Below are 25855 nucleotides of genomic sequence, written 5' to 3'. Positions count from 1 at the left end.
CCACCGTGTCGTTGCCCCCGCTCGTCGAACCCGCCGCCGAGCTGACCGTTGACGAGATCCGTCGTTACTCCCGTCACCTGATCATCCCCGATGTGGGGGTCGAGGGGCAGAAGCGGCTGAAGAACGCCCGGGTGCTCTGTGTGGGTGCCGGTGGTCTCGGCTCGCCGGCCCTGATGTACCTGGCCGCCGCCGGGGTCGGGACACTCGGCATCATCGACTTCGACACCGTCGACGAGTCCAACCTCCAGCGCCAGATCATCCACGGCGTCTCCGACATCGGCCGGTCCAAGGCCGAGTCCGCCGCCGCGTCGATCCGCGAGATCAACCCGCTGGTCCAGGTGGAGATCCACAACACCGCCCTCGACCGGGAGAACGTCCGGGACATCTTCGCCCGGTACGACCTGATCGTCGACGGCACCGACAACTTCGCCACCCGCTACATGGTCAACGACGCGGCGGTGCTGCTCGGCAAGCCGTACGTCTGGGGGTCGATCTACCGGTTCGACGGTCAGGCGTCGGTCTTCTGGGCCGAGCACGGCCCCTGCTACCGCTGCCTCTACCCGGAGCCCCCGCCGCCCGGCATGGTGCCGTCCTGCGCCGAGGGCGGCGTGCTCGGCGTGCTCTGCGCGTCGATCGGCTCGATCCAGGTCAACGAGGCGATCAAGCTGCTCGCCGGGATCGGCGAGCCGCTGGTCGGCCGGCTGATGGTCTACGACGCGCTGGAGATGGAATACCGCAAGATCAAGATCCGCAAGGACCCGAACTGCGTGCTCTGCGGCGAGAACCCCACGGTCACCGACCTGCTGGAGGACTACGAGGACTTCTGCGGCGCGGTCTCCGAGGCGGCCCAGGAGGCGATCGTCGACTCGACCATCACCGCCACCGAGCTCAAGGAGTGGCAGGACGCCGGCAAGGACATCTTCCTGGTCGACGTCCGGGAGCCCGCCGAGTACGAGATCGTCCGGATTCCCGGCTCCACCCTGATCCCCAAGGGCGAGATCATCTCCGGTGAGGCGCTGGCGAAGCTCCCGCAGGACAAGCAGGTCGTGCTGCACTGCAAGTCCGGGGTCCGCTCGGCCGAGGCGCTCGCCGCGCTGAAGGCGGCCGGGTTCCGCGACGCGGTGCACGTCCAGGGCGGGGTGCTCTCCTGGATCAAGCAGATCGATCCCTCGCTGCCCGCGTACTGACCGGTGACCGGGGCCGGGGGCGGCGACGAACCGCCCCCGGCCCCGACCGATTCCCCGAGGCGGGATCGCGTCCGCGCCGGTAGCGTCTGCGCCGTGGTGGACTTGGATGCGGCGATAGGTTTCGTCGTGGCGCACGGTGACGCGGTGGACCGCGCCCGGCTGTCCCGGCTGCGCACCGGTGCGCCCGTGCCCCCCGACCTGCTCGACGCGGCCGAGGTCGGGCAGACCGTGGACGGCGGCTGGCCGGCGGTGCTCGGCGGTGAGGTCCCGTCCATCGACGCCACCTGTTTCCGCCTGGCCGAACTGGACGATCTCGGCGCGCTCGGCCGGCCCGCCGCCCGGCACGCCCTGGACTGGCTGGCCGCCCGGCAACTGCCCGACGGCGGCTGGGACGAGGACCCGCGGCTGGCCGGCAGCGCCCCCGAGTGGGCCACCCCGGGCGACCCGGAGGCCCGGCTCTACCTCTCGGCCAACGCCGCGTTCTGGCTCAGCGTCGCCGGTCGGGACGCCCGTGCCGCAGGCCCGCTGGACAACCGCGTCGGCGGCGCGTACGCCGGGGTGGTGCAGGCGGCGGCGCAGGCCCTGGCCGGGCAGCTCGCCCCGGACGGCAGTTGGCCGTCCTTCCTCGCCGCCGGCTGGCTGAGCGCGGCGGTGCTGCACCGCCAGCAGCTCTACTACGAGTCGGCCCGGATCCAGGCGGTGCTGGCCGAACGGATGCCGCAGCTGTCCCCGGCGGACACCGCCGCGCTGGCCGCCACCCTGCGCCGGGTGGAGGTGGGCGAGGAGCAGTGGGTGCTGGTGTCGGCCCGCAGGCGGCTCGCCGAGACCCAGCGCAGCGACGGCGGCTGGGACAGCGACGACGGCCACCAGTTCGACGTGCACACCACGCTGACCGCGATCCGTGCCTGCCGGCCGATCGGGCCGGTCCTGCCGCCGGGCTCACCGGTCGCCCCGCCGGGCTCACCGGTGGTGCGCCGGGCCCGCGTGGTCCCGCCGACCGACGACGAGCCCGGCACCTGGTGACCCCGGGCCCGCAGCGCCCGGCTGCGGGCGACCGCCCCCGGGCGTAGCCGGGCCGGGGCGGTCCGCTCAGCGCAGGTGACCGTCGCCGGTCACCACGTACTTGGTGGAGGTCAGCTCGGGCAGCCCCATCGGCCCCCGGGCGTGCAGCTTCTGGGTGGAGATGCCGATCTCCGCACCGAAGCCGAACTCGCCGCCGTCGGTGAACCGGGTGGAGGCGTTGACCATCACCGCCGCCGCGTCGACCCGGGCCACGAACTCCCGGGCGGCGGCCTGCGAGTCGGTGACGATCGCCTCGGTATGCCCGGTGCCGTAGCGGCGGATGTGCGCGACCGCCGCGTCGAGCGAGTCGACCACGGCGACGGAGATGTCCGCGCTGAGGTATTCGGTGGCGAAGTCCTCGTCGGTGGCCGGCACCACGGCGGGGGAGTGGGCGACGACCTCGGGGGAGCCGTGCACGGTCACCCCGGCCTCGGCGAACGCGGCCAGCACGACCGGCAGGAACGCGTCGGCGACGTCGGCGTGCACCAGCAGCGACTCGGCCGTGTTGCAGGTGCTCAGCCGCTGGGTCTTGGCGTTCAGGGCGATCGCCACCGCCTTGGCCTGGTCGGCGGCGGCGTCCACGTAGACGTGGCAGTTACCCACCCCGGTCTCGATCACCGGCACCGTCGACTCCTCGACCACGGTGCGGATCAGCGACGCGCCACCGCGCGGGATCAGCACGTCGACCAGGCCCCGGGCCCGCATCAGCTCCTTGACCGACTCCCGGGAGCCGGCGTCGAGCAACTGCACCGCGTCGGCCGGCAGCCCCGCCCCGGCGACCGCGTCACGCAGCACCGCCACCAACGCCGCGTTGGAGTGCGCGGCCGAGGACGACCCGCGCAGCAGCGCCGCGTTGCCGGACTTCAGGCAGATGCCGGCCGCGTCCACCGTCACGTTCGGCCGGGCCTCGTAGATGATGCCGACCACCCCGAACGGCACCCGCACCTGCCGCAGCTCCAGCCCGTTGGGCAGGGTCGAACCCCGGACCACCTCGCCCACCGGGTCGGGCAGTGCGGCCATCTCGCGCAGCGCGTCGGCGATGCCGGCCACCCGACCCGCGTCGAGGGCGAGCCGGTCCAGCACGGCCGCGCTCAGCCCCGCCTCCCGCCCGGCCGCCAGGTCCGCCGCGTTCGCGGTGAGGATCTCCGGCGTACGCGCCACCAGCGCGTCGGCCATCGCGTGCAGCGCGCCATCCTTGACCGTACGGGTGGCCACGGCGAGGGCCTCCGCCGCGTCCCGGGCCCGCCGGGCCTGCTCGACGACGCTCATTGCGTACTCCTTCGGATCTTCCGGAGGCGCCCGTGCGGGACGCCTGACGTCACAGCAGCACCAGGTCGTCGCGGTGGACGACCTCACGTTCGTACGCCGGGCCGAGCGCCGCGGCGAGTTCCCCGGTGGACCGGCCGAGCAGGCCGGGCAGCTCCACCGCGTCGTAGTTGACCAGTCCCCGGGCCACCGACGCCCCGTCGACGTCCACCAGGTCCACCGGGTCGCCTGCGGTGAAGGTGCCGTCCACGGCGGTGATCCCGGCCGGCAGCAGCGACTTGCGCCGGCCCACCACGGCCTGCACCGCGCCCGGGTCGAGGTGCAGCCGCCCCCGGGGTGCGGTGGCGTGCGCCAGCCAGAACAGCCGGGCCGCCGGGCGTCGCCGGGCCGGGTGGAAGAACGTGCCCACCGGTTGCCCGGCCAGCGCGTCGCCGGCCAGCGGGGCGGCGGTCAGCACCACCGGGATGCCGAAGCCGGTGGCGATCCGGGCCGCTTCCACCTTGGTGACCATGCCGCCGGTGCCGACCCCGGCCCGGCCGGTCCCGCCGATGTCGACGCCGGCCAGGTCGGCCTCGCCGCGTACCTCGGTGATCCGGGTGCTGCCGGGGCGGGTCGGGTCGCCGGTCCACAACGCGTCGACGTCGGAGAGCAGCACCAGCAGGTCGGCGTCGACCAGGGCGGCGACCAGGGCGGCCAGCCGGTCGTTGTCGCCGAACCGGATCTCCTGGGTGGCGACCGTGTCGTTCTCGTTGACGATCGGCACCGCCCGCAGGTCGAGCAGCTTGCGCAGGGTCCGGTACGCGTTGCGGTAGTGCGCCCGCCGGGTCACGTCGTCGACGGTGAGCAGGACCTGCCCGACGGTGAGCCGGTGCCTGGCGAAACCGGCCGCGTACCGGCCGATCAGCAGGCCCTGGCCGACGCTGGCGGCGGCCTGCTGGGTGGCCAGGTCACGCGGGCGGCGGGGCAGCCCGAGCGGGGCGAGCCCGGCGGCGATCGCCCCGGAGGAGACCAGCACCACCTCGCGGCCGGCGGCGGCGAGCGCGGCGAGGGCGTCCACCAGGGTGTCCACCCGGGTCTCGTCCAGGCCGCCGGTGGCGGTGGTCAGCGAGGACGAACCGATCTTGACGACGATCCGCCGGGCCTGGGTGACTGCTTCACGCACCCGCCCATTCTGCGTGGTCGGTCCCGACGGACCCCGCCGCGTTCCCATATCCTGGCCGGTCGTGACGCCTGAGGAGTACGTGGAGGCGGTGCTCGCGCTGGTCGAGCGGATACCGCCGGGCCGGGTGATGTCCTACGGGGCGATCGCCGACGCGCTGGCCGAGCGGTCCGGGCGGGCCTCGGCCCGGCTGGTCGGCTCGATCATGGCCCGGCACGGCGGCGGGGTGCCCTGGCACCGGGTGGTGAACGCGGCGGGTCGGCTGCCACCCGGGCACGAGGTGCGGGCGCGGGCCCTGCTGCGCGCCGAGGGCTGCCCGTTGCGGGGTGCCGGGGTGGATCTGGATGCCGCCAAATGGTGGCCGGATGAGGGGCGGTGACCAGGCGGTAACGTGAGTAGCATTCGGCCGCATGGACGTGCCACCGGCCGAGCCCGGCTCCCCACCCGCCGGCCTGCCCGCGCCGGTCCCCGGGGTGTCCGCGTCGGCCGCCGGCCTGCCCGCGTCGGCCAGCGGGGTGTCCGCGTCGGCCGCCGGGGTATCTGCGTCGGCCGGCGGCCTGCCCGCGCCAGCTGCCGGGGTGTCCGAGTCGGCCGGCGGGTCGGCCCGGTCGGCCGGTGCCGACGGGGTCGGGTTGCCGCGTCGGGTGCATGCCGGCTACGCGCTCGGTTCGTTGGCCACCGGGGCGTTCGGCACGGTGCCCGGGTTGCTGCTGCTGCCCTACCTGACCGACACGCTCGGGGTGGCCGCCGGGCTGGCCGCCCTGCTGGTGCTGTTGCCCAAGGCATGGGACGTGCTGGTCAACCCGGTCGCCGGGCGCATCTCCGACCGGACCCGCTCCCGGTGGGGGCCACGCCGGCCGTGGCTGCTCGGTGCCGGGATCGCCCTGGCGGTGCTCTTCGCCGCCATCTTCGCCGCGCCCTTCGGCGTCGGGCCGGCCGCCGGGGCGTACGTGGCCGTCGCGTTCCTCGCCACCGCCACCGCGTTCGCCTTCTTCCAGGTCCCGTACGTGGCGATGCCCGCCGAGCTGACCGACGACGCGGCGGAGCGTACCCGGCTGATGGGCTGGCGGGTCGCGGTGCTGGCGCTGGCCATCCTGATCTCCGGGGCGGTGGCCCCGATGGTGGTGACCGCCGGTGGCGAGGGGGTGGCCGGGCACCGCTGGATGGGGGTGTTCGTCGCCGCGCTGATCGCGCTCGGCGCGCTCGGCGCGTTCCTCGGCACCCGGTCGGCGGCGACCGGCACGGTGACCGCCACCGAGCCGACGCTTCGCGCCCAACTCGCGGTGGTCGCCGCGGACCGGCCGTTCCGGGCGCTGCTGCTCTGCTTCGTGATCCAGTCCGCCGGGGTGGCGACCATCCTGGCCGGGGTCAGCTACTTCGCGGCCCAGATCCTGCGGGACCCGACCACCGGGCCCACCGTGCTGTTCGCCTGCTTCGTCGGGCCGGCGTTGCTGGTGATGCCGCTGTGGACCCGGCTCGGCACGCGCCTGGGCAAGAAGACCGCGCTGGTCGCCGCCTCGCTGCTGCTGGCCGCCGGTGCGGCGACGCTCGTGGCCGCGCCGGTGCTGCCCGCCGCCGCCGTCTACGCGGTGGTCGCGCTCCTCGGCGTCGGGTACGCCGGGCAGCAGGTCTTCGCGCTGGCGCTGCTGCCCGACTGTGTGGCCGCCTCGACCGCGCGCACCGGTCGCCGACAGGCTGGCGTCTTCACCGGCCTGTGGACCGCTGGAGAGACCTTCGGTCTGGCCCTCGGCCCCGGCCTCTACGGCCTGGTCCTGGCCTTCTCCGGCTACGTCTCCTCAGCCACCGGCACCGCCGCCCCCCAGACCCCCACCGCCCGCTTGGGCGTCCTCCTGGGCTTCACCCTCGTCCCGGCCCTCCTCATCGCCCCCGCCACCCTCCTCCTCCGCCCCCACCCCTACCACCTCCCCCCACCTCCCGCCCCCACCCACCTCGTCGATCATGGAGTTGTGGCGGGGGCGAAAGCCGCGAAAACCTACGGAAAGGCCACCACAAGTCCATGATCGACAAGAACGGGGTGCCTGCCGAGCGGGTGCTGGACGAGATTCGGCAGCTCAGGGCGGGGGATCGGCCGGTGCACGGGGGGCGGTTGTTCGCCTACGTGTACGACCCGGGCGTCGGCGGGCTCGACGCGTTGGGGGCGGCGGCCCACGCGGAGAGCGCCCACGTCAACGGGCTCGATCCGACCGCCTTTCCGTCCCTGCTGGCGATGGAGAACTGGCTCGTCGGGGCAGCCGGCGGGCTGCTCGGCGGCGGACCGGGCAGCGCCGCGCCGGACGTGGTCGGCAGCGTCACCAGCGGCGGGACCGAGTCGCTGATCCTGGCCGTCAAGGCCGCCCGGGACGCCCACCCGGAGCTGACCGCACCCCGGATCGTGGTGCCGGCCAGCGGGCACGCCGCCTTCGCCAAGGCCGCCCACCTGCTCCGGGTCACCCTGGACACGGTTCCCGTCGACCCGGTCACCCTGCGCCCGTCGGTCGCCGACGTGGCCACCGCGATCCGCCCGGAGACGGTGCTGGTGGCCTGCTCCGCCCCGTCGTACGCGCACGGGGTGATCGACCCGGTGGCCGGGATCGCGCAGGTGGCGGCGGCGGCCGGGGTGCGTTGCCACGTGGACGCCTGCTTCGGCGGCTGGACCCTGCCCTACCTGCGTCGCCTCGGCGTGCCGGTGCCACCGTTCGACTTCACCGTCGACGGGGTCACCTCGATCTCCGTCGACCTGCACAAGTACGCGTACGCCCCGAAGGGGGTGTCGGTGCTGCTGCACCGGGACGCGACGCTGCGCTCCCCGCAGTTCTTCGCGTACGCCGGCTGGCCCGGCTACACCATGGTCAACCCGGTGCTCGCCTCCACCCGCTCGGGTGGCCCGATCGCCGCCGCGTACGCCACCCTGCGGCACCTCGGCGACGACGGCTACCTGCGGTTGGCCGCAACCACCCGGGACGCGGTCGACACCCTGGCCGCCGCCGTACGCGGGGTCGACGGGTTGCGGCTGATGGCCGAACCGGAGTCCACCGTGGTCTGCTTCACCAGCACCGACCCGGCGCTCGACCTGTTCATCCTGGTCGACGAGCTGACCGCCCGGGGCTGGCACACCCAACCCCAGCTGCGGTACGCCGACCTGCCCGCCAGCGTGCACCTCACGGTGACCGCCTCGGTGGCCCCCCGGGTGGCCGAGTTCGGCCCGGACCTGGCCGCCGCGGTGGCCGCCGCCCGCCAGGCCGGGCCGGTCGAGCTGCCGGCCGAACTGGTCGCCCTGGCCGGATCGCTGACCCCGCAGACGCTCACCCCGGAACTGATCGGGGGGCTCGCCGCCGGCCTCGGGCTGGGTGCCGGACCGCCGGACCGGATGGCGATGGTGAACACCCTGCTCGACGCCGCCCCCGCCGCGTTGCGCGAATGCCTGCTGGTGGAGTTCGTCGGCCTGCTGCAACGCCCCACCTGGTGACGGTCCGGGGGCTGCCTCCGCAGCCCCCGGAACGCCCCGAGCCCGTCTGATCCACTTCGGGCCCTGCCCACTTCGGGCCCTGCCCACTTCGGGCCCTGCCCACTTCGGGCCCTGCCCATGCGCGGGCCCTGCCCACTTCGGGCCCTGCCCATGCGCGGGCCCTGCCTGCTTGGGGCCCTGCCCCGGGGTGGGCTGCCCCGGGGGTGGCCCGGCCAGGCACGACGACCGCGCCCGGCCGGCTGGTCACCGGTAGGGCAGCGGGGTGACGTTGTCGTACTCGACCACCTCCGCGACGACCCGGTTCTCGGCGTCCAACGCCTGCGCGGTCAGCTCGGCCGTGCCCGCGCCGAGCGGATCGTCGGCCGCCACCCGTAGGCCCAGGACCAGCCGGAACTCGGCCCCCGGGGCCAGCGCGCCCAGCTCGCAGCGCACCGGCCCGCCGGTCGTCGCCGGGGCGGTCCGGCAGGCGGCCCAGCCGTCGCCGTCCGGGCGCAGCGCCACCGGCAGGTCGAACCGGAGCGCCACGGACCGGGCCGGCCCGGTGCCGGTGTTGCGGACCCGCACCGTCGTGTATCCGGCCCGGGAGCCGTCCGGTGCGACGCCGAGCACCAGGTCGGTGGCGGTGACCACGAGATTCACCTCGTGCGGGTTGGGCGGGAAACCGGTCGGCCCGGAGACCTGGCGGAAGGACCCGCCGTCCCAGCGGTAACCGCGCCACTGCCGCTGCGACCACTCGCCGGCCCAACCGCCACCCGGGTAGATGTCCCCGACCTGCACCCGGACCACCCCGTCACCGCGCACCTGCATCCCGATCAGCCACTGGGGCCGCTCCCGGGCGCTGACGACCACCCGCCCGACGGTGACGATCCGGCCGGCGGCGTCCCGGTCGAAGGCCACCACCTGCTGCCAACCGTGGGTGCCGAAGACACACTGCACCAACGCCACCGTCTCCTGCGCCCCGTCGGCATCGACGTCACCGTGGTCCACGGCGAGTAGGGCGTTCTGCCCCTCGTGGCCGTCCGCGGTCAACCGGACGCCCTCGGTGCGGCACTGCGCCCCGGCCGGCCACCCCGGCAGCGTAACCGTGGTGGCCAGCAGTTCGTTGCGGCCGATCCGGCCGTCGGGTGGCGTCGTCGGGGCCGCACCGGTCGGCGTGGGGCTGCCGGTCGGGGTCACCGGTCCACCCGGCGTCGGCGTACCGGTCGGTTCGGGTGCGGGCAGCACCGGGCCGGGCCGGGGCTCCGGACGGTGCAGTGCGACGTACCCCAGGGTCGGTCCGGTGAACAACGCCAGCACCGCCGCGACCAGCGCGGCCCACCGGCGCCGGCGACGCGACCGCACGGTCCGCCGGACCGCGGCCGGGCCGGGCACCACCACCTCCGCCAGCACGGTACGGCGGTAGCGGGCGAACTCCACGTTCGGATCGAGGATCTCCGGGTCAGGCATCTCGCACCTCCCCGGTGCTCTCGCGCAGTTGGGTGGCCAGGGCGGCCCGGCCCCGGTGCAGCCAGGACTTGACCGTTCCCTCGGCGACCCGCTCCTGGGCGGCGATCTCACTCACCGACATGTCAGCCAGATAGTGCAGGACGACCGCCCGGCGCTGCTTCGGTGGCAGCTGCGCCAACGCGACGTCGACCGCGACCCGGTCCGGTGTCGGTCCGGCCACGTGGGTCTCCCGTTGCCGGGACAACCACGCCTGGGCGGTCCGCAGCCGCCGCCACCGGTGGTGGCCCAGGTTCCAGGCGACCTTGCGGACCCACGCCAGCGGGTCGTCGTAGCCGGACACCCGGTCCCACCGCGCGTACGCCCGACAGAACGCCTCCTGCACCAGGTCCTGCGCCTGGCCGAGGTCGCCGGTGTAGGCGGTGAGCTGGACGACCAGCCCACGGAAATGGGCATGGTAGAACCCGTCGAAGCTCAGTTGCGGGGCTGCGGGCCGGGGGTCCGGTGGTGGATCACCGACCCGCGCGCTTCTCGTCACCGTCACTCGTCCTCCCCGTGGTCGCCCGACGGCCCGCACCCCGGGACACGGCCCGCCGTCACACGGGTAAGAGCCCGCTGCCTGCGCACAGGGTTGCGTCCGTCGGCTGTGGTTGACTGTCCGTTGGGAGACAGCGCAGCGGCCACGGCGACGTAACGGTCGTCGACCGGCCGGACGAGGAGGCGGTCGTGCAGTTGCCGGCAGTGCTCGGCGAGCCGATCCGGTTCGTCCTCAACTGGGGTCGCCGCTACTCGCTCTGGGTGTTCAACTTCGGCCTGGCCTGCTGCGCGATCGAGTTCATCGCCACCAGCATGGGCCGGCACGACTTCATCCGGCTCGGCGTCATCCCGTTCGCCCACGGGCCCCGGCAGGCCGACCTGATGGTGGTCTCCGGCACGGTCACCGACAAGATGGCCCCGGCGATCAAGCGGCTGTACGACCAGATGCCCGAGCCGAAATACGTCATCTCCTTCGGCGCCTGCTCCAACTGCGGCGGCCCGTACTGGGACTCGTACTCGGTGACCAAGGGGGTCGACCAGCTCATCCCGGTCGACGTCTACGTGCCCGGCTGCCCGCCCCGGCCCGAGGCGCTGCTGCACGGCATCCTCCGCCTCCAGGAGAAGATCGCCGCCGAGCAGTCCGGCATCGGCGGCGTCGACCGCACCGACCCCCTCGCCCCCCTGGCCGACGTCACCCCCTCCGACGGAACCCCCCCACGCCCAGCCGACTCCCTGACCGCCCCCCTGATCCACCCCCCCACCCCCTCAGCCCCCTGACCCCCCGCTGCCCCCGCCCCCGCTGCCCCCTCCGCCTCGCGCTCCCTCCGTCTCGCCCCGGTGATCAAGAGCTTTACGCCATCTCCACCCGGATTCTTGACGCGAACCTCTTGATCACCGACCCGTACCCGTCCGGACGCACGGGCCGCGCCCCAGCCGTCACTTTCTCCGGGATCCCTGCCCGTTGGGGCGTGCGGGCTCGCGCCCAGCCGCCGCTTTCTCCGGTGATCAAGAGGTTTGCGTCAGCATCCCGGCCGGAATTGACGCGAACCTCTTGATCACCGGGGCGAGGGTGAGGCGGGGGGAGAGCGGGGTGGGGGGAGAGCGGGGTGGGGGGAGAGTGGGGCAGGGGGGTGAGGGGGTGGTGGGTGGGGGTTAGCGTGCGGGGCATGAACGACTCTGGGGACCGGCGGTCCGCCTTCATCGTCGACGTGTTGACCGAGGAGTTCGGCGCGTCGATGGCACTCGATCCGGCGGCATTCCGCCGCAAGTTCCGCAAGATGGCTGCGTCACCGTTCGCCTTCTACCGGGGCAGCGCCGCACTGTTCTACGCCGACCAGCGCGGGGACTTCGCCGACGACGCGTTCCTCGACAAGGAGACCAGCCGGGTGTGGATCCACGGCGACCTGCACGCCGAGAACTTCGGCACCTACATGAACGGTTCCGGGCACCTGGTGTTCAACGTCAACGACTTCGACGAGGCGTACGTCGGGCCGTTCTCCTGGGACCTCAAGCGGCTCGCCGCCAGCGTGGCGTTGCTCGGCTACGCCAAGGCCCTGTCCGACCAGGCGATCGGTGAGCTGGTCACCGGGTTCGCCCGGTCGTACCTGACCGAGTTGCGGGCCATCGCCGCCGGTGGGGACGACGCGATCGGGTCGATCACCCTGGACAACGCCGACGGGGTGTTGCGCCGGGTGCTCCAGGAGGCCCGCCTGAACACCCGGGTCGACCTGCTGGCCGCGCAGACCACCGTCGACAACTACGAGCGGCGGTTCTCCCTCGGCGACGGGGTCTACGAGATCGACGGGGAGACCCGGGAGCGGGTGTGCGCCGCGTTCACCGGCTACCTCGCCACGCTGCCCGAGGCGACGGCCCGGCTGCGTCCGGTCGCCACCCAGATCAAGGACGTGGTGCTACGCAAGGGCGTGGGCATCGGCTCGGCCGGGCTGCCGTCGTACAACCTGCTGCTGGAGGGGCACACCGAGGCCCTGGAGAACGACGTGGTCATCTACATGAAGCAGGCGCAGGTGCCGGCGGTGGCCCGGTACGTCGACGACGAGCGGGTCCGGGGCTACTTCCGGCACCAGGGTCACCGGACGGCCGAGTCGCAACGGGCGTTGCAGGCGCACGCCGACCCGTGGTTGGGCTTCACCGAGCTGGACGGGGCCGGTCAGCTCGTCGCCGAGGTCTCCCCCTACGCCGCCGACCTGGACTGGTCGGACGTCAACGAGCCCGAGGAACTGGCCGGGGTGCTCGCCGACCTGGGTCGGGCGGTGGCCCGGATGCACTCGGTCGCCGACGACGAGTCCAGCCACGACCTGGTCGACTACTCCACCGAGGAGGCGATCGTCGCGGCGATCGGCGACGACACCGACGGCTTCGTCGGGCACCTGGTCGAGTTCTCCCACGCGTACGGCGTCCGGGCCCGTACCGACCACCAGCTCTTCGTCGACCTGTTCCGCAACGGCCGGCTGCCCGGCATCTGAGCCGGCCGGTCGGGGTTCACCTGTCGAACTCCAGCACCACCTTGATGTCCTCGTCGGCGTGGGCGTACGCCTGGGCGTACGCCGACACCGGCACCCGGCGGGTGATCAGCGAGTTCAGCCACGACTGGTCGGCCCGGGCGAGCGCCTGCGCGGCCAGTTCCCAGTGCCGCCGGTTGGCGTTGACCGAGCCGAACACCACGTTGTTCTCCAGCACCAGCTCCCGGTTGAGGGCCCCGGCGTCGAAGTCGATGGTCCGGCCCCCGCTGGACACCCCGGTGAGGCAGACGATCCCGGTGGGGCCGACCTTGCACATGGCGTCCAGCACCACCGTCGGAGCTCCGGTGCACTCGACCACCACGTCCGGCTCGACGTCCAACTCGTTCACCGACTCCGTGTGGTAGGTCGCTCCGAGCGCCCGGACCAGGTCCGGTTTCGGGCCGGTGGTGCTGCGGTCCAGCACGTGCACCGACAGCCCCCGCTGGACGGCCAGCAGAGCCGCCAGCAGCCCGATCGGCCCGGCACCGGTGATCAGCGCGGTCTGCGGTTCCCACCTGGCCCGGGTGCCGATCCGCCCGATGTGGTCCCACGCTTTCGCCACCACGCTGGTCGGTTCCAGCAGCATGCCCACCGGAGCGAGGACCGGGTCCAGCCCGATGGCGAACTTGGGTTGCACCCGCCACCGGTCCCGGGCGAAGCCGGGCAGCGCCTTGATCCCGTGCTCGGTGTACCGGCCGTTGCGGCACATGTCCCACTCGTCGACGGCGCAGTTGGGGCAGGGCACCGGATCGGGGTGGCGGACGATGCCGGCCACGAGGTCACCGGGTTGCAGGGTGCCGGACGGGTCTTCCAGCACCCGGCCGAGCGACTCGTGGCCGAGCACCAGCTCCCGTTGGCCGGGTGGGGCCTCGCCGTAGTGCCCGGCGATGATCTCCTGGTCGGTGCCGCAGATGCCGACGGCGAGCGCCTCGACCAGGATGACCCCCTCCTCGGCTGCCGGCTCCGGCCAGTCCTGTACCAGCCGCAGCGAGTCACGGACCTTGGGAGTCACCGTCACAGCGCGCACGGCCCCATCTTTCCCCGCCCCGTCCCGCCCCGCCCGGCAAAGCGCCAGATGCCCGCCCCGCCCCTGCCCGGCACAGCCCCGGACGCCCGCCCCGCCCCGCCCGGCACAGCGCCGGACGCCTGCCCCCGCCCGGCACAGCGCCGGACGCCCGCCCCTGCCCGGCACAGCGCCGAACGCCCGCTCGCACAGCGCCGGACGGACCGTCCGGGTCGCTCCGCGACACGGCGGAAGGCTGTCCGTTCACCTCATCCAGGTGTCCGCCGGGCGCGTACGACCGGGCGGGCGGACCCGGGGCCGGGGCGGCGGCCATAGGATCAACCGCATGACTCCGGAAGAGGTCGGTCGGCGGGTGGTCGCGCTGCTCACGCCGGTCGAGGCGACCGCGTCGGTGTCCGGCGGGCAGGCCCACGCCCGGGCCACCGTCGACGTACCCCCGGCGGCCTGGGCGGACACCCTCCGCGCGGTCCGCGACGACGCCGAGCTGGCCTGCGACTTCTTCGACTGGCTCTCCGCCGTGGACGAGCTGGCCGGCGGCTTCGACATCGTGGCCCACCTGTGGTCGACCCGGCACCGCCACGGCGTGCTGCTGCGGACCCGGGTGCCACGGCAGACGCCGACGGTGGGATCGGTGGTCGACGTCTTCCCGGGCGCGGCCTGGCACGAGCGGGAGACCCACGAGATGTTCGGTGTCGATTTCGCCGGCCACCGGGGGCTGGCCCCGCTGCTGCTGCCTCCCGAGTTCGAGGGGCATCCGCTGCGTAAGGAGTTCGTGCTCGCCTCCCGGGTGGCGAAACCGTGGCCGGGTGCGAAGGAACCGGGTGAGTCCGAGGCCGGTGGCGGTCGCCGGGCGGTCCGTCCACCCGGGGTGCCCGCCCCGGGGGAGTGGGGTGTGGTGCCCGCCCCGGCCGGTCCGGTGACGGTGGGCGACGGGCCGCGCGGCGGCGCCCCGGCCCGCCCGCCCAGGGACCGTCCGGCCCGGCCCACTGCGGGGGGCCGTCCGCCGCGTACCCCCGCCTCCGGCGCGACCGGCGATGCCCCGCCGGCCACCGGACGCCTGGCCCCCGACGGCCCGGCCGGCGACGGCCCGGCGCGCGGTGACCAGGGTGGCGACGAGCAGGGTACGGACTGATGCCGACCTGGTTGGAGCTGGTGATCCGGATCGGCGGGGTGCTGGTCGCGTTCCTCACCCTGCCCCTGATCGTCGGCCAGGCCGAGCACAAGGTGATGGCGCACATGCAGGGCCGGCTCGGTCCGATGTACGCCGGTGGCTTCCACGGGTGGGCGCAGCTCGTCGCCGACGGGATCAAGTTCGTCCAGAAGGAGGACATCACCCCCCGCGAGGCGGACCGGGCGGTGTTCCGGCTCGCGCCGGTGGTGGCCCTGGTGCCCTACCTGCTGGTGTTGCTGGTGATCCCGCTCGGCCCGGACGACCTGGTCGGGCAGCCGCTGGACATCGGCCTGTTCTTCGTCCTGGCGGTGGTCGGCGTCGGCGTGGTGGCGGTGCTGATGTCGGCGTGGGCGTCGGCCAACAAGTACAGCCTGCTCGGCGGGCTGCGCGGGGCGGCCCAGCTGCTCGGCTACGAGCTGCCGCTGGTGCTGGCCGCCGCCTCGGTGGCGATGGCGGCGGGGACGCTGAGCCTCGGCGGGATCGTCGAGGCGTGGCAGCCGTGGTGGCTGCTCTGGCAGGCCCCCGCGATGATCGTGTTCTTCGTGGCCGGGCTGGCCGAGATCCGGCGCCCCCCGTTCGACATGCCGGTTGCCGACTCCGAGCTGGTGTTCGGCTACATGACCGAGTACACCGGGCTGCGGTTCGCGTTCTTCCTGCTCGCCGAGTACGTCGGGATCGTGGTGATCGCCGCGCTGACCACCGTGCTGTTCCTCGGTGGTTGGCAGGGCCCGTTCGCCGACGCCCAGCTCGGGTGGCTGTGGACCCTGCTGAAGGTCTTCGCCGTCTCGTTCGTGATCATCTGGCTGCGGGTGTCGTTCCCCCGGCTGCGGGAGGACCAGCTCCAGCGGCTGTGCTGGCTGGTCCTGGTGCCGGCGGCGCTGGCCCAGCTGGTCCTCACCACCGCCGTACGGCTCACGCTGAACTGAGCGCCGGCCCGGAGGGGCCCCGGGACACTCCCCGGGGCCCCTCCGGCACGCTCACGGCGCGGCGTAGAGCAGACGGTTCGGGGAGCCGACCCCCGGGTTGACCACCTTGCCGGTGGTGGCGGCGGTGATCAGCGCGCTCTTGGCGGTGGCGAGGGTCGCCGACGGGTTGGTCTGCCGGTAGCGGGCCAGCCAACCGGTGACGTGCGGGGCCGCCATCGAGGTGCCGGACCAGCCGCTGGCCACTGCGGTGTTCGAGGCGATGCCGGCGGAGGTGATGTCCACCCCCGGGGCGAAGATGGTGACGCAGGTCCCGTAGCTGGAGAACGAGGCCCGGTTGTCGTTGATGTCGGTCGCCGCGACGGTGATGCCCCGGCTGGACCGGGGGCCGTTGGTGCAGGCGTCGGTGTTGAAGTTGTTGGCGATGAAGACCGGGTACACACCGTGGTCGATCAGGTTCTCGATCGAGGTGTTCGCCGACGTGCCGTAGCCCTGGAGGCTGAAGTTCGCCACCGAGACGGCCGCGTGGTTGGTGGCCAGCCAGTCGACGCCCTCGATCAGGTCGGTGCTCCACCCGGAGTTGTCGCACTGGAGGACCCGGACCGCGCGCAGCGTCACCGACTTGGCGACCCCGTAGGTGGTGCCGCCGATGGTGCCGGCGACGTGCGTGCCGTGGCCGTGGCAGTCGTTGGTGCCGTTGCCGTCGCCGACCGCGTCGTAGACCCCGGCGGCCCGGGTGCCGAAGTCGACGTGGGTGGCCCGGATGCCGGAGTCGACGATGTAGGCGGTCACCCCGGAACCGGTCGAGGTGTAGCCGAAGCTGTTGCTCAGCGGCAGGTTGCGCTGGTCGATGCGGTCCAGCCCCCACGACGGCGGGTTGCTCTGCACCGCCTGGACGGACACGCCGCCGGCCTGGGCCCGCCCGGTCCGGGCCGTCGTCGGGCCGGTCCGGTCCGGGGTGGTGCTGGTCAGCCCGCCCTGGATGCGGGTGTCCCGCTCGACGTACTGCACGGCCGGGTCGTTGCGGACGGCGGCGAGGGCGGCCGGCGGCAGCACGGCCGCGTACCCGTCGAGGACCTGGGTGTAGCGGTTGAGCACGGTGCCGCCGGCCCGCTCGGCGACGGCGGCCGACTGGGTGGTGCGGGCGAGGCGGGCGGTGCGCTCGCCGCTGACCGGCTTGTCGGAGAGGACGACGATGTACCGGTCCGGTGCGGCTTCCGTGCTGCCGGCCAGCAGCGGCGCGGGTGCGGTCCGCCCCGGGCCGGGGGTGGCCGGGGCCGCGACGGCGGCGTTGGTGGTGGTGGCGAGCGCGCCGGCGAGAACACCGGCGAGTACGCCCAGACGTGCGGTCCTGCTACCCAGCTTGCGCAAGGTTCGTTCCTCCTCAAGAGGGGAGTCCGTAGTGGACAGGCGGCCCGCCGACGGGAGTCGCATCGACGGACGTCCCATAGTCGAACAGGTCATATTGACCACCGTGTTAACTCTTGGGCACCGAAGGTGAATGTGCGACAGCTCTCAGTGGCGGGACCGAACGTCGTTCCCGTCGGTGTCGAAGTCCTTGCGGCGGTGCCAGGCGCTGGTCTACGCCACGTCTGTCCGGGCTTTTGTGTTCGAGCCGGATCGCCTCGGTTGTCCGACCGTGGACCTCGGGGTGGTTCGCGCTTCGATGACCAGTCCCGCTGGCTGTACGAAGATCGATCGGCGCGTGACGGCGTCCCCTCTGGCGTTGAGCTGGTAGCCCTCCAGTCAGACCCACCCGTCGTAGGTGGGCCAGTCGAGCACGCGGATGACTCGGAACGCGATTGGGTTGATGAACTGGACACTGGCCGACCGGTTCACATGGAGCAGGTCACCGGATCGGGGGGTGTGCGACGCCATTGGGCCGTGTGTGGTCATCGGCCCTCGCCCGGCCAGTGCCCCCGGTTGATCGGCACCCGGTGTCGGATTCTGCACGGCAGTTCGCGTCCGCAGCGGCAGACGATCCGCTTCCGGTCGCTGGACCATGCGGGCCGGTGCCTGCGTCGCAGCGTCAGTGCGACGGCGGCCAGGTACTCGTGGTAGGTGACGTGCCTGGGCATGTCGTGCTCCTTGCGGAGGGTCAGCATGACCAGATCACTCTAAGTGTTGTATTGACGTAAACACAACACTGCGACAGCATGAGGTCACCTAGCGTGCGCCTGTGAGCAGCGAGAGCGACTTCAATCCGGATGTCGCTACCTGGAAACAACTGGCGGATCGGCTGCGACAAGCCATTCGTTCCGGCCAACTCGCCCCTGGTCAGCGAGTCCCCACCGAGCTGAGCCTCACCCAGGAGTTCCAGCTCAGCCGACTCACGGTCCGCCGCGCGCTCCAGCAGTTGCGAAGCGAGGGCCTGATCGTGGTCGTACAGAGTCGCGGAACCTTCGTCCGGGGAGAACAGGATCGCGTCGAAGTGACCCTGAGTAAAGGCGATCGGGTTCAGTCGCGGATGCCCGATCCCGAGGAGCGGCGCAGGCTCACCCTCCACGAAGGTGAGCCCGTCATCCTGGTGACCAGGGCGGATGGCGCGGTGGAGGGGTACGGGGCGCACCGCGTGACCATCGTGGTCGGATAAACCCGCGCCCCCACCCATAGGCCGGGCGGGGGCGCGTGTGGTCGGTGGCGGCTCAGCCGATCGGGGTGTGTTCCGGCGGCACCTGCTCGGCCGGCAGCGGGGGCGGCGGGGGAGTGCCGTCGCCGAACGGCCGGCCGCCGAGCGCCTCCCGCCCGTGCGGGCTGAGCCAGTTGACCAGGTCCGGGCCCAGCGGCACCACCCCGGTCGGGTTGATGTCGCGGTGCACCTCGTAGTAGTGCCGCTTGATGTGGTCGAAGTCGATGGTGTCGCCGAAGCCGGGGGTGGTGAACAGGTCCCGGGCGTACGCCCACAGCACCGGCATCTCGCTGAGCTTCTGCCGGTTGCACTTGAAGTGGCCGTGATAGACCGGGTCGAAGCGGACCAGCGTGGTGAACAGCCGCACGTCGGCCTCGGTGATGGTGTCCCCGACCAGGTAGCGCTGGTCGGCGAGCCGGTCGCTGAGCCAGTCCAGCCGGTCGAACAACCGTCGGTACGCCTTGTCGTACGCCTCCTGCGAGCCGGCGAAGCCGCACCGGTACACCCCGTTGTTGACGTCGGCGAAGACGACCTTGTTGACCTCGTCGATCTCGGCCCGTAGGTGCTCCGGGTAGAGCTGCGGGGCGCCCTCGCGGTGGTGTGCCGTCCACTCGGTGGACAGGTCCAGGGTCATCTGCGCGTAGTCGTTGGTGACCACCTGCCCGGTCGGCACGTCGACGATCGCCGGCACGGTGATCCCCCGGTCGTACCCGGGGTACCGGGCGAAGAACGCATCGGCGAGCCGTTCGATGCCGAGCACCGGGTCCCGCCCGCCCGGGTCCAGGTCGAACGTCCAGCTCCGGGCGTCGTGGGTGGGCCCGGCCACCGCCATGGGCAGCGCCTCCTCCAGCCCGAGCAGCCGCCGTACGATGATCATGCGGTTGGCCCACGGGCAGGCCCGGCTGACCACCAGCCGGTAGCGTCCCGACTCGACCGGGTAGCCGTCCCGCCCGTCGACGGTGATCCGGGTGGCGATGTAGCGCTGGTCCCGGGTGAACTCGCCGCCTGGCTCGACGTACTTGCCGCCGCTCTGGGTCGCCGTCGTGCCGTTGCTCTCCGCCATGGTGTCGCCCTTCGTCCGCTTCGGCTCCCATCATGGCGGTTCTTCCGCCCGGGGGCAGCACAACGGCGTCCGGGTCGGTCCGCCTAGGCTGCCCGCATGATCGACGTTGCGGCGGTGGCCCGACGGTTCGTGGCCGACGTGTGGAACGCCGGCCACGAGGAGTCGGCGCACGAGTTGGTGGCGCAGGAGTGCCCGGGGCTGGGTGGCACCGGCCCGGCGGCGGTGCTGGCCTGGCACCGGGACCGCCGGGCCGCCTTCCCCGACCTGCGCTACAAACTGGTGGACGTGGTGGCGGCCGGGGACCGGGTGGCGCTGCGCTGGCGGGCCGCCGGCACCCAGGCGGGACAGTTCGGCCCGGTGCCGCCGACCGGGCAGGTGGTCAGCTATTCCGGGGCGACGTTCCTGCGGTTCGACGCCGCCGGGCGGATCGTCGACGTGTGGAGCGTCAACGAGCTGTTCCAACTGTTGCAACAGTTGGGTGTGGAGATGCTGCCGCCGCTCACCGACGCCGGGGCGTGATCCGGTCGACCGACAGGTTCACCGGGAACGGCTCACCGGTGTCGACGAACTTCGTCCACCGCCCGGTCTCCAGGTAGACCTCGTTCACCGCGTCGATCTTGTAGGTGTGCACGACCAGGCCGTCGTCCTCCACCTCGATCCGCCAGTAGAACGGGATGCCGGCCTGTGCGTAGAGCGTCGGCTTGAGCACCCGGTCGATGGAGCGGGTGCTGGGGGAGACGATCTCGACGGCCAGCACCACCTCGTGCGCCTCGTAGCGGGACGGCTCGCGGGCGGCGGCGGTGGACGTGGTCACCAGCACGTCGGGGATGAAGGAGCGGGTCCGGTTGATCCGCACCTCCACGGCCTGGGTCACGTCGTAGTCGTCGGGACACTCCTCTTCGAGCGCGACCATCAGGCGGCCGGCGATGGTCTGGTGGATGCGGGTGGGGGAGGGGGGGGCACGATCAGCACTCCATCGAGAAGTTCGCGGCGGCGGCCGTCCTCGGGCAGTGCGTCCAGATCGTCGGTCGTCCAGCTGCCCTCCGGCGGATGGTCGCTCTGCAACGCGGCGGTCATCGGTCGGTCCTTCCCGGTGCGTCGTTCTCCCCGCCCGTCACGGTAGCGCCGGCAAACGCCGGGTGGTGGTCGCGCGCGCCGTGGCCACAGGGCAGGATGACCCCATGAGTGAGCGCAGCGGGCGAGCCAGCCGGCTCAGTGCGGCGGCATCTCACGGTGTCGGTGAGCGCAGCGGGGCGACGCCGTGAGCGAGCGCGGCGGCGTCCCCGGCGAGGGGCTGGTGAAGGGGCTGGCGGTCACGTTGAAGACGATGACCCGCCGGTCGACCACCCAGCAGTATCCGGACGTCGCCCCCGAGCTGCCGCCCCGCTCCCGGGGCGTGATCGCGTTGCTGACCGAGAACTGCACGGTCTGCATGCTCTGCGCCCGGGAGTGCCCCGACTGGTGCATCTACATCGACTCGCACAAGGAGGAGGTGGCGGTGGCCGGCGCGGCCCGCCCCCGCCAGCGCAACGTCCTCGACAAGTTCGACATCGACTTCTCACTCTGCATGTACTGCGGCATCTGCATCGAGGTCTGCCCGTTCGACGCCCTCTACTGGTCGCCGGAGTTCGAGTACGCCGAGTACGACATCAAGGATCTGCTGCACGACAAGGATCACCTCGGCCAATGGATGGCCACGGTGCCGCCGCCGCCCGCGCACGACCCGCACGGCGAGCCGGCCAAGGAGGAGACCACCGCCGCGCGCAAGGCCGCCGCCCCGACCAGCTCCGCCGCCCGCCCCACCGTGGTACGCCCCGAGCCCGGCCCCGCCGACGGAGGTGCCCCCCGGTGACCGGTGCGGACGTGCTGCTGCTCGCCCTCGGCGCGGTGGCGGTCGGGTCGGGTGTGCTGGTGGTCGCCACGAAGCACCTGGTCCGGGCCGGCCTCTATCTGGTGCTCTGCCTGGGCGCGCTGGCCGGCGACTACCTGGTGCTCACCGCCGAACTGGTCGCCTGGGTGCAGGTGCTGATCTACGTGGGCGCGGTCGTGGTGCTGCTGCTGTTCGCGGTGATGTTGACCCGGGCGCCGATCGGGGCCTCCGACGACCTGGACCGGCCGGGCTGGCCGGCCGCGCTGATCGGGGCAGGCACCGGGCTGGGCCTGACGGCGCTGCTGGTCGACGCGTTCCGTTGGTCGACGGTGGAGCTGCCGGCGGCGGGCACCGCCGAGGGCATCGGCGAGCAGGTGTTCCGCTCCTGGGTGCTGCCGTTCGAGGTGCTGTCGGTGCTGCTGCTGGCCGCCCTGGTCGGCGCGGTCATCCTGTCCCGCCCGGACATCGGCCGCCGCCCCGACGCCGCCGCGTCGTCGTCGCGAACCGAGGCCATCCGGTGAGCGCGAGGAGTGAGCCGGGTTTGCGAGCCCCGCAGTCGCGAGCTGAGGTGGTCCGGTGAGCGCGAGGAGTGAGCCGGGTTTGCGAGCCCCGCAGCCGCGAGCTGAGGCCACCCGGTGAGGCCGGTCATCCCGTACGTCACGGCCGCCCTGCTGTTCGGCTTGGGCGTCTTTGGCGTGCTGCGGCGACGCAACGCGGTGCTGGTGCTGATGGCGGTGGAGTTGATGCTCAACGCGGTCAATTTGATCCTGGTCACCGCCGACACCACAGTGCGGGCGGTGCTGCCGCACTCCGGGCAGGTCTTCGCACTGTTCGTGATCGTGTTGGCCGCCGCCGAGATCGGCGTCGGGCTGGCCATCGTGCTTCAGCTCTACCGGCTGCGGGCCAGCGTCACCGTCGACGACGTGCCGCTGACCGAACCGGCTGTCGACCGGGCCGGGTCGGCCGGCGCACGGGCCGGGTCGGCCAGCGACGTCGCGGCCGGGTCGGCCGGCGCGCGGGCGGAGGCCGGGCGGTGACGGGGGTGCTCGGGGCGGCGCTGCCGGTCGTACCCCTGGTTGCCGGGTTGCTCGGGTTGCTGCTGCCGCCGGCACCGCAGAGGGCGACCACCGGGGAGAGCGCGGCCCGGCGGGCGGCGATCGGCCTCGGGGTGGCCGGTGCGGCCGGTGCGTTGCTGGTCGCGGTGCTGCTGCTGGTGCGGGTCGGCGACCCGGTGGAGACCAGCACCAGCTGGATCGACCTCGGCGGGCTGCGGGTCACCCTCGGGGTGCGGCTGGACGGCGTCGCCGCGCTGGTCGCGGTCGCGGTGACGGCGGTGGCGTTGGCGGTGCAGGTCTATTCGGTGGCCTACCTGCGGCGCGGCCCGCACGACGACGTCGAGGTGGACCACCGCTATCCGCCCTACGCGGCGCAGATCAGCCTGTTCACCGCCGCGATGCTGCTGGTGGTGGTCAGTGGGGACCTGATCCTGCTGCTGGTCGGCTGGGAGGTGATGGGCCTCTGCTCCTATCTGCTGATCGCCCACGACCGTCGGCTGCCCGAGGCGCCCGCCGCCGCGATGAAGGCGTTCCTGGTCACCCGGGTGGGTGACGTCGGGTTCCTGCTCGGCATCGCCCTGCTCGGCGTCTCGGCGGGCAGTTTCCGGATCGCCGACGTGCTCGCCCACGACCACTCCACCGGCACGTTGACCGCCGCCTGCCTGCTGCTGCTCGCCGGGGTGGCCGGCAAGAGCGCCCAGTTCCCGCTGCACACCTGGCTGCCGGACGCGATGGCCGGCCCGACGCCGATCTCCGCGCTGATCCACGCCGCGACCATGGTCGCCGCCGGGGTGTACGCGGTGACCCGGCTCTACCCGCTGTTCACCCGGGCCCCGGTGACGTTGGCGGTGCTCGGGGTGCTGGCCTCGGTCACCCTGCTGCTCGGCGCGCTCGCGGCCACCGCCCAGGACGACCTGAAACGGGTGCTCGCCTGGTCGACGGTCTCCCAGCTCGGCTACATGACCGGCGCGCTCGCCGTCGGTGCCCCGGCCGCCGCGCTGTTCCACCTGCTCACCCACGCCGCGTTCAAGGCGCTGCTGTTCCTCGCCGCCGGTGCGGTGATCCACGCCGTCGGCACCACCCTGCTGTCCCGGATGGGTGGGCTGCGGCGCAGCATGCCGGTCACCTTCTGGTGCACCTTGATCGGCCTCGGCGCGCTGGCCGGGGTGCCACCGCTGTCCGGTTTCTGGAGCAAGGACGGCGTCCTCGCCGCCGCCGAGGCCGCCGCGCTCGACGGCACCGGTCCCGCCCCGGCCTGGGTCGGTTGGCTGGTCTGGCTGGCCGGGCTGCTCGGGGTGCTGCTCACCGCCGCGTACGCGACCCGGCTGCTGCTGCGCGCCTTCTTCGGCGAGGCCCGGCTACCGCTGCTGCACCCGCACGACCCGCCGGCGCTGATGCGTTGGCCGGTGCTGCTGCTGGCCGTACCGGCGGCGCTGCTCGGGCTGGCGGCGTTCTGGCCGCCGTTCACCGACCGGTTGCGGGGCACCGACGCCGACGTGGAGCTGGTCCACCTCGCCCCGGCGGTGCTGCTGCCGCTCGCGTTGCTGGTGGTCGGGGCGGGGCTGGCCTGGGCCGGCTGGCGGCGGGACCCGGCCGCCGATCCGGCCCGCGCGCTGGGTCCGCTGCGGCCGGTGTTCGCCCGCGCCTTCCGCCTCGACGACCTGCAACACACCCTCGTGGTACGCCCCACGACGACGCTCGCCCGGGTGACGCGTACCGGTGACGAGGTCGGAGTGGACGGCCTGGTGGAGGGGGTCGGCCGGGGCACCTCCACGCTCGGTGCCGGGCTGGCCGCGCTGCACCGGGCGGCCCTGCCCCGCGCGACGGCGGCGGTGCTGGCCGGCGCCCTGCTGATCGGCCTGGCCGCCGCCCTGATCGGAGTCTCCTCATGAGCGCGAGGAGTGCAGTGCAGCGGAGCCCCGCAGTCGCGAGTGCGAGGAGTCGGCGGTGAGCCTGGGACAGGTGCTGTTGGTTGCGCTGCTGGTGCTGCCGGCGGTGGGGGCGGCGCTGGTGGCCGTGCTCCCCGGGGAGCGGGCGGCCCGGCTGCTGGGTACGGCGGTCGCCGGCCTGGCCCTGGTCGGGGCGGTGCTGCTGGTGCTCGGCGACCACGGCTGGTTCGGCTACGGCCCGGCCCCCGCCGTGCAGCCCTGGCACGAGGTCGACCTGCCCTGGGTGCCCGGTCTCGACCTGCGTTTCCACCTCGGGGTCGACGGCATCTCCTGGCCGCTGGTGGTGCTCACCGCCCTGCTCACCCTGCTCTGCTGCGGCTACACCGTGCGCCGGGTGCCCGAGGGTCGGGGGAGCGGCCGGGCGCTGGTGGCGTTGCTGCTGGTGGTCGAGGTGGGCATCCTGGGCACCTTCCTCGCCCTCGACCTGGTGCTGTTCTTCGTTTTCTTCGAGGTCGTCCTGCTGCCGATGTACGCGATCATCGCCGGCTGGGGCGGCACCGGCGATGATCTGCCAGCACGGGACGCGGCCCGGGCGGCGGCCCGCAAGTTCGCCCTCTACACGCTCTTCGGCTCGGTGCTGCTGCTGGTCGGCGTGTTCGTCGTGGTGGCCGCCGCCGGGACCGCCGACATCGTCGCGCTGACCGGCGGGGTGGGGCTGTCCCGGGGCACCCAGTTGACCGCGTTCGCCCTACTCGGGTTGGCGTTCGCGGTGAAGGCCCCACTCTGGCCGCTGCACTCCTGGCTGCCCGACGCGCACACCCAGGCACCCACCGTCGGTAGCGTCATCCTCGCCGGGGTGCTGCTCAAGATGGGCACGTACGGCCTGATCCGGGTTGCCGTCGGGGTGGCCCCGGAGGGTGCCCGCTGGGCCGCGCCGATCCTCGGGGTGTTGGCCGTCGCGGCGATCCTCGTCGGCTCCCTGGTCTGTCTGGCCCAGGAGGACCTGAAGCGGCTGATCGCCTATTCCAGCGTGGGGCACATGGGGTTCGTGCTGCTCGGGGTGGCGACGCTGACCGCCACCGGCATCCAGGCGGCGCTGATCGGCAACGTGGCGCACGGGGTGATCACCGGGCTGCTGTTCTTCCTCGCCGGGGCGGTCAAGGACCGGTCCCACACCGGGGCGCTCGCCGAGTTGTCCGGGCTGCGGGAGACCGCACCCCGGCTGGCCGGTCTGCTCGGCTTCGCGGCGGTCGCCTCGCTCGGCCTGCCCGGGTTGGCGGGTTTCTGGGGTGAGGCGTTCGCGGTGGTCGCGGCCGTCGAGCGGGGCGGGCCGCTGTGGACCACGCTGGCGGTGCTGGCGGCGGTCGGCGGGGCGCTCACCGCCGCGTACTTCCTGCGGTTGCTGCGTCGGGTCACCCACGGTCGGCCGAGCCCGGTGGTGGGCCGGTTCACCCCTGCCCTGGCCGGGGTGGAGCTGACCGCCTGGGTTCCGCTGGTCCTGCTCGCCCTCGCCGTCGGCCTGGCACCCACCCTGGTGCTCGGCTATGCGAGCGGCCCGGTGGACGCCCTGGTGGCGGTGCTCCGGTGAGCGC

25 protein-coding genes and 1 pseudogene are annotated in these 25855 nt (G+C 73.2%); 16 read left to right on the top strand and 10 right to left on the bottom strand.

Going from position 1 to position 25855, the window contains the following annotated elements; genetic code table 11:
- The first annotated feature begins 5 nt into the window (after positions 1 to 5).
- Both moeZ and AB0C22_RS27960 read left to right on the top strand, forming a co-directional pair.
- The gene (moeZ, locus tag AB0C22_RS27965) at positions 6 to 1187 is read left to right on the top strand and encodes an adenylyltransferase/sulfurtransferase MoeZ (protein WP_219464807.1); all 1182 of its coding nucleotides are present in this window, start codon (positions 6 to 8) and stop codon (positions 1185 to 1187) included.
- A gap of 93 nt (positions 1188 to 1280) precedes the next feature.
- On the top strand, positions 1281 to 2210 hold the full coding sequence (locus AB0C22_RS27960; protein ID WP_219464805.1) for a prenyltransferase/squalene oxidase repeat-containing protein: 930 nt from the start codon (positions 1281 to 1283) through the stop codon (positions 2208 to 2210).
- A gap of 66 nt (positions 2211 to 2276) precedes the next feature.
- On the opposite strand, the gene AB0C22_RS27955 is transcribed toward AB0C22_RS27960, so the two are convergent.
- Together AB0C22_RS27955 and proB are read right to left on the bottom strand one after the other, a co-directional pair.
- Positions 2277 to 3518 carry a glutamate-5-semialdehyde dehydrogenase gene (locus AB0C22_RS27955; RefSeq protein ID WP_219464803.1) on the bottom strand — a complete coding sequence of 414 codons (1242 nt, stop codon included), beginning with the start codon at positions 3516 to 3518 and terminating at the stop codon, positions 2277 to 2279.
- 49 nt (positions 3519 to 3567) lie between these two features.
- Positions 3568 to 4725, bottom strand: a complete 1158-nt coding sequence (gene proB / locus AB0C22_RS27950; protein WP_357537921.1) for a glutamate 5-kinase — start codon at positions 4723 to 4725, stop codon at positions 3568 to 3570.
- A gap of 13 nt (positions 4726 to 4738) precedes the next feature.
- Between proB and AB0C22_RS27945 the strand changes: the two genes are divergently transcribed.
- Genes AB0C22_RS27945 through AB0C22_RS27935 form a run of 3 tightly spaced genes read left to right on the top strand, consistent with a single transcriptional unit; the run spans position 4739 to position 8140 of the window.
- Complete coding sequence (locus AB0C22_RS27945; RefSeq protein WP_088644748.1) at positions 4739 to 5053, top strand: MGMT family protein; 315 nt, start codon at positions 4739 to 4741, stop codon at positions 5051 to 5053.
- A 31-nt stretch (positions 5054 to 5084) separates the two neighbouring features.
- A complete protein-coding gene (locus AB0C22_RS27940) occupies positions 5085 to 6695 on the top strand; it encodes an MFS transporter (RefSeq protein ID WP_357537919.1) in 1611 nt (536 codons plus the stop codon).
- Positions 6692 to 8140, top strand: coding sequence for an aminotransferase class V-fold PLP-dependent enzyme (locus AB0C22_RS27935; RefSeq protein WP_357537917.1), 1449 nt, complete (start codon positions 6692 to 6694; stop codon positions 8138 to 8140). Before AB0C22_RS27940 ends, AB0C22_RS27935 begins: the two co-directional genes overlap by 4 nt.
- A gap of 243 nt (positions 8141 to 8383) precedes the next feature.
- On the opposite strand, the gene AB0C22_RS27930 is transcribed toward AB0C22_RS27935, so the two are convergent.
- Both AB0C22_RS27930 and AB0C22_RS27925 read right to left on the bottom strand, forming a co-directional pair.
- Positions 8384 to 9586 (bottom strand): hypothetical protein, encoded by a 1203-nt coding sequence (locus tag AB0C22_RS27930; protein WP_357537915.1) that lies wholly within the window; start codon positions 9584 to 9586, stop codon positions 8384 to 8386.
- Positions 9579 to 10121 carry a SigE family RNA polymerase sigma factor gene (locus AB0C22_RS27925; protein WP_357019574.1) on the bottom strand — a complete coding sequence of 181 codons (543 nt, stop codon included), beginning with the start codon at positions 10119 to 10121 and terminating at the stop codon, positions 9579 to 9581. Before AB0C22_RS27925 ends, AB0C22_RS27930 begins: the two co-directional genes overlap by 8 nt.
- Before the next feature lie 188 nt (positions 10122 to 10309).
- On the opposite strand from AB0C22_RS27925, the gene AB0C22_RS27920 reads away from it, so the two are divergent.
- Positions 10310 to 10897, top strand: a complete 588-nt coding sequence (locus AB0C22_RS27920; protein WP_357537913.1) for an NADH-quinone oxidoreductase subunit B family protein — start codon at positions 10310 to 10312, stop codon at positions 10895 to 10897.
- Positions 10898 to 11286: 389 nt separating this feature from the next.
- On the top strand, positions 11287 to 12603 hold the full coding sequence (locus AB0C22_RS27915; RefSeq protein WP_208568257.1) for a DUF2252 domain-containing protein: 1317 nt from the start codon (positions 11287 to 11289) through the stop codon (positions 12601 to 12603).
- Between the two features lie 16 nt (positions 12604 to 12619).
- Here AB0C22_RS27915 and AB0C22_RS27910 read toward each other — a convergent pair whose 3' ends face one another.
- Entirely contained in the window at positions 12620 to 13666 is a 1047-nt protein-coding gene (locus AB0C22_RS27910) for a glucose 1-dehydrogenase (protein WP_208568256.1), read from the bottom strand.
- A 322-nt stretch (positions 13667 to 13988) separates the two neighbouring features.
- On the opposite strand from AB0C22_RS27910, the gene AB0C22_RS27905 reads away from it, so the two are divergent.
- Both AB0C22_RS27905 and nuoH read left to right on the top strand, forming a co-directional pair.
- Positions 13989 to 14795, top strand: coding sequence for an NADH-quinone oxidoreductase subunit C (locus tag AB0C22_RS27905; RefSeq protein ID WP_357537911.1), 807 nt, complete (start codon positions 13989 to 13991; stop codon positions 14793 to 14795).
- The gene (gene nuoH / locus AB0C22_RS27900) at positions 14795 to 15760 is read left to right on the top strand and encodes an NADH-quinone oxidoreductase subunit NuoH (protein ID WP_208568254.1); all 966 of its coding nucleotides are present in this window, start codon (positions 14795 to 14797) and stop codon (positions 15758 to 15760) included. Before AB0C22_RS27905 ends, nuoH begins: the two co-directional genes overlap by 1 nt.
- A 51-nt stretch (positions 15761 to 15811) precedes the next feature.
- Here nuoH and AB0C22_RS27895 read toward each other — a convergent pair whose 3' ends face one another.
- Together AB0C22_RS27895 and AB0C22_RS27890 are read right to left on the bottom strand one after the other, a co-directional pair.
- Positions 15812 to 17128, bottom strand: coding sequence for a S8 family peptidase (locus tag AB0C22_RS27895; protein ID WP_357537909.1), 1317 nt, complete (start codon positions 17126 to 17128; stop codon positions 15812 to 15814).
- 210 nt (positions 17129 to 17338) lie between these two features.
- Positions 17339 to 17635 (bottom strand): annotated as a pseudogene (locus AB0C22_RS27890) (hypothetical protein).
- 301 nt (positions 17636 to 17936) lie between these two features.
- Between AB0C22_RS27890 and AB0C22_RS27885 the strand changes: the two are divergent.
- The gene (locus AB0C22_RS27885; RefSeq protein WP_357537907.1) at positions 17937 to 18350 is read left to right on the top strand and encodes a GntR family transcriptional regulator; all 414 of its coding nucleotides are present in this window, start codon (positions 17937 to 17939) and stop codon (positions 18348 to 18350) included.
- Between the two features lie 52 nt (positions 18351 to 18402).
- On the opposite strand, the gene AB0C22_RS27880 is transcribed toward AB0C22_RS27885, so the two are convergent.
- Positions 18403 to 19449, bottom strand: coding sequence for a glutathione S-transferase C-terminal domain-containing protein (locus AB0C22_RS27880; protein WP_357537905.1), 1047 nt, complete (start codon positions 19447 to 19449; stop codon positions 18403 to 18405).
- A gap of 96 nt (positions 19450 to 19545) precedes the next feature.
- Between AB0C22_RS27880 and AB0C22_RS27875 the strand changes: the two genes are divergently transcribed.
- The gene (locus AB0C22_RS27875; RefSeq protein ID WP_357537903.1) at positions 19546 to 19968 is read left to right on the top strand and encodes an ester cyclase; all 423 of its coding nucleotides are present in this window, start codon (positions 19546 to 19548) and stop codon (positions 19966 to 19968) included.
- Here AB0C22_RS27875 and AB0C22_RS27870 read toward each other — a convergent pair.
- Both AB0C22_RS27870 and AB0C22_RS27865 read right to left on the bottom strand, forming a co-directional pair.
- A complete protein-coding gene (locus tag AB0C22_RS27870) occupies positions 19949 to 20362 on the bottom strand; it encodes a Uma2 family endonuclease (RefSeq protein ID WP_357537901.1) in 414 nt (137 codons plus the stop codon). The two genes, AB0C22_RS27875 and AB0C22_RS27870, sit on opposite strands and share 20 nt — an antisense overlap.
- A complete protein-coding gene (locus tag AB0C22_RS27865) occupies positions 20362 to 20526 on the bottom strand; it encodes a hypothetical protein (protein ID WP_357537899.1) in 165 nt (54 codons plus the stop codon). The genes AB0C22_RS27870 and AB0C22_RS27865 overlap by 1 nt, the downstream gene beginning before the upstream one ends.
- A gap of 184 nt (positions 20527 to 20710) precedes the next feature.
- Here AB0C22_RS27865 and AB0C22_RS27860 point away from each other — a divergent pair, with 184 nt between their 5' ends.
- The 5 genes from AB0C22_RS27860 (at position 20711) to AB0C22_RS27840 (ending at position 25851) form a co-directional block, all read left to right on the top strand.
- Positions 20711 to 21301, top strand: a complete 591-nt coding sequence (locus AB0C22_RS27860) for an NADH-quinone oxidoreductase subunit I (RefSeq protein ID WP_208568249.1) — start codon at positions 20711 to 20713, stop codon at positions 21299 to 21301.
- Positions 21298 to 21840: an NADH-quinone oxidoreductase subunit J gene (locus tag AB0C22_RS27855; RefSeq protein WP_357537897.1), complete on the top strand. Its 543-nt coding sequence runs from the start codon at positions 21298 to 21300 to the stop codon at positions 21838 to 21840. The genes AB0C22_RS27860 and AB0C22_RS27855 overlap by 4 nt, the downstream gene beginning before the upstream one ends.
- Before the next feature lie 114 nt (positions 21841 to 21954).
- The gene (gene nuoK / locus AB0C22_RS27850; RefSeq protein WP_357537895.1) at positions 21955 to 22356 is read left to right on the top strand and encodes an NADH-quinone oxidoreductase subunit NuoK; all 402 of its coding nucleotides are present in this window, start codon (positions 21955 to 21957) and stop codon (positions 22354 to 22356) included.
- Positions 22353 to 24266: an NADH-quinone oxidoreductase subunit L gene (locus AB0C22_RS27845; RefSeq protein WP_219464792.1), complete on the top strand. Its 1914-nt coding sequence runs from the start codon at positions 22353 to 22355 to the stop codon at positions 24264 to 24266. The genes nuoK and AB0C22_RS27845 overlap by 4 nt, the downstream gene beginning before the upstream one ends.
- A gap of 55 nt (positions 24267 to 24321) precedes the next feature.
- Complete coding sequence (locus AB0C22_RS27840) at positions 24322 to 25851, top strand: NADH-quinone oxidoreductase subunit M (RefSeq protein WP_219464789.1); 1530 nt, start codon at positions 24322 to 24324, stop codon at positions 25849 to 25851.
- Positions 25852 to 25855 lie beyond the last annotated feature (4 nt).

The organism is Micromonospora sp. NPDC048894 (assembly GCF_040649765.1).
GTDB classification, from domain to species: Bacteria; Actinomycetota; Actinomycetes; order Mycobacteriales; family Micromonosporaceae; genus Micromonospora; species Micromonospora antibiotica.
This window is presented reverse-complemented; position numbering and strand designations above follow the sequence as displayed.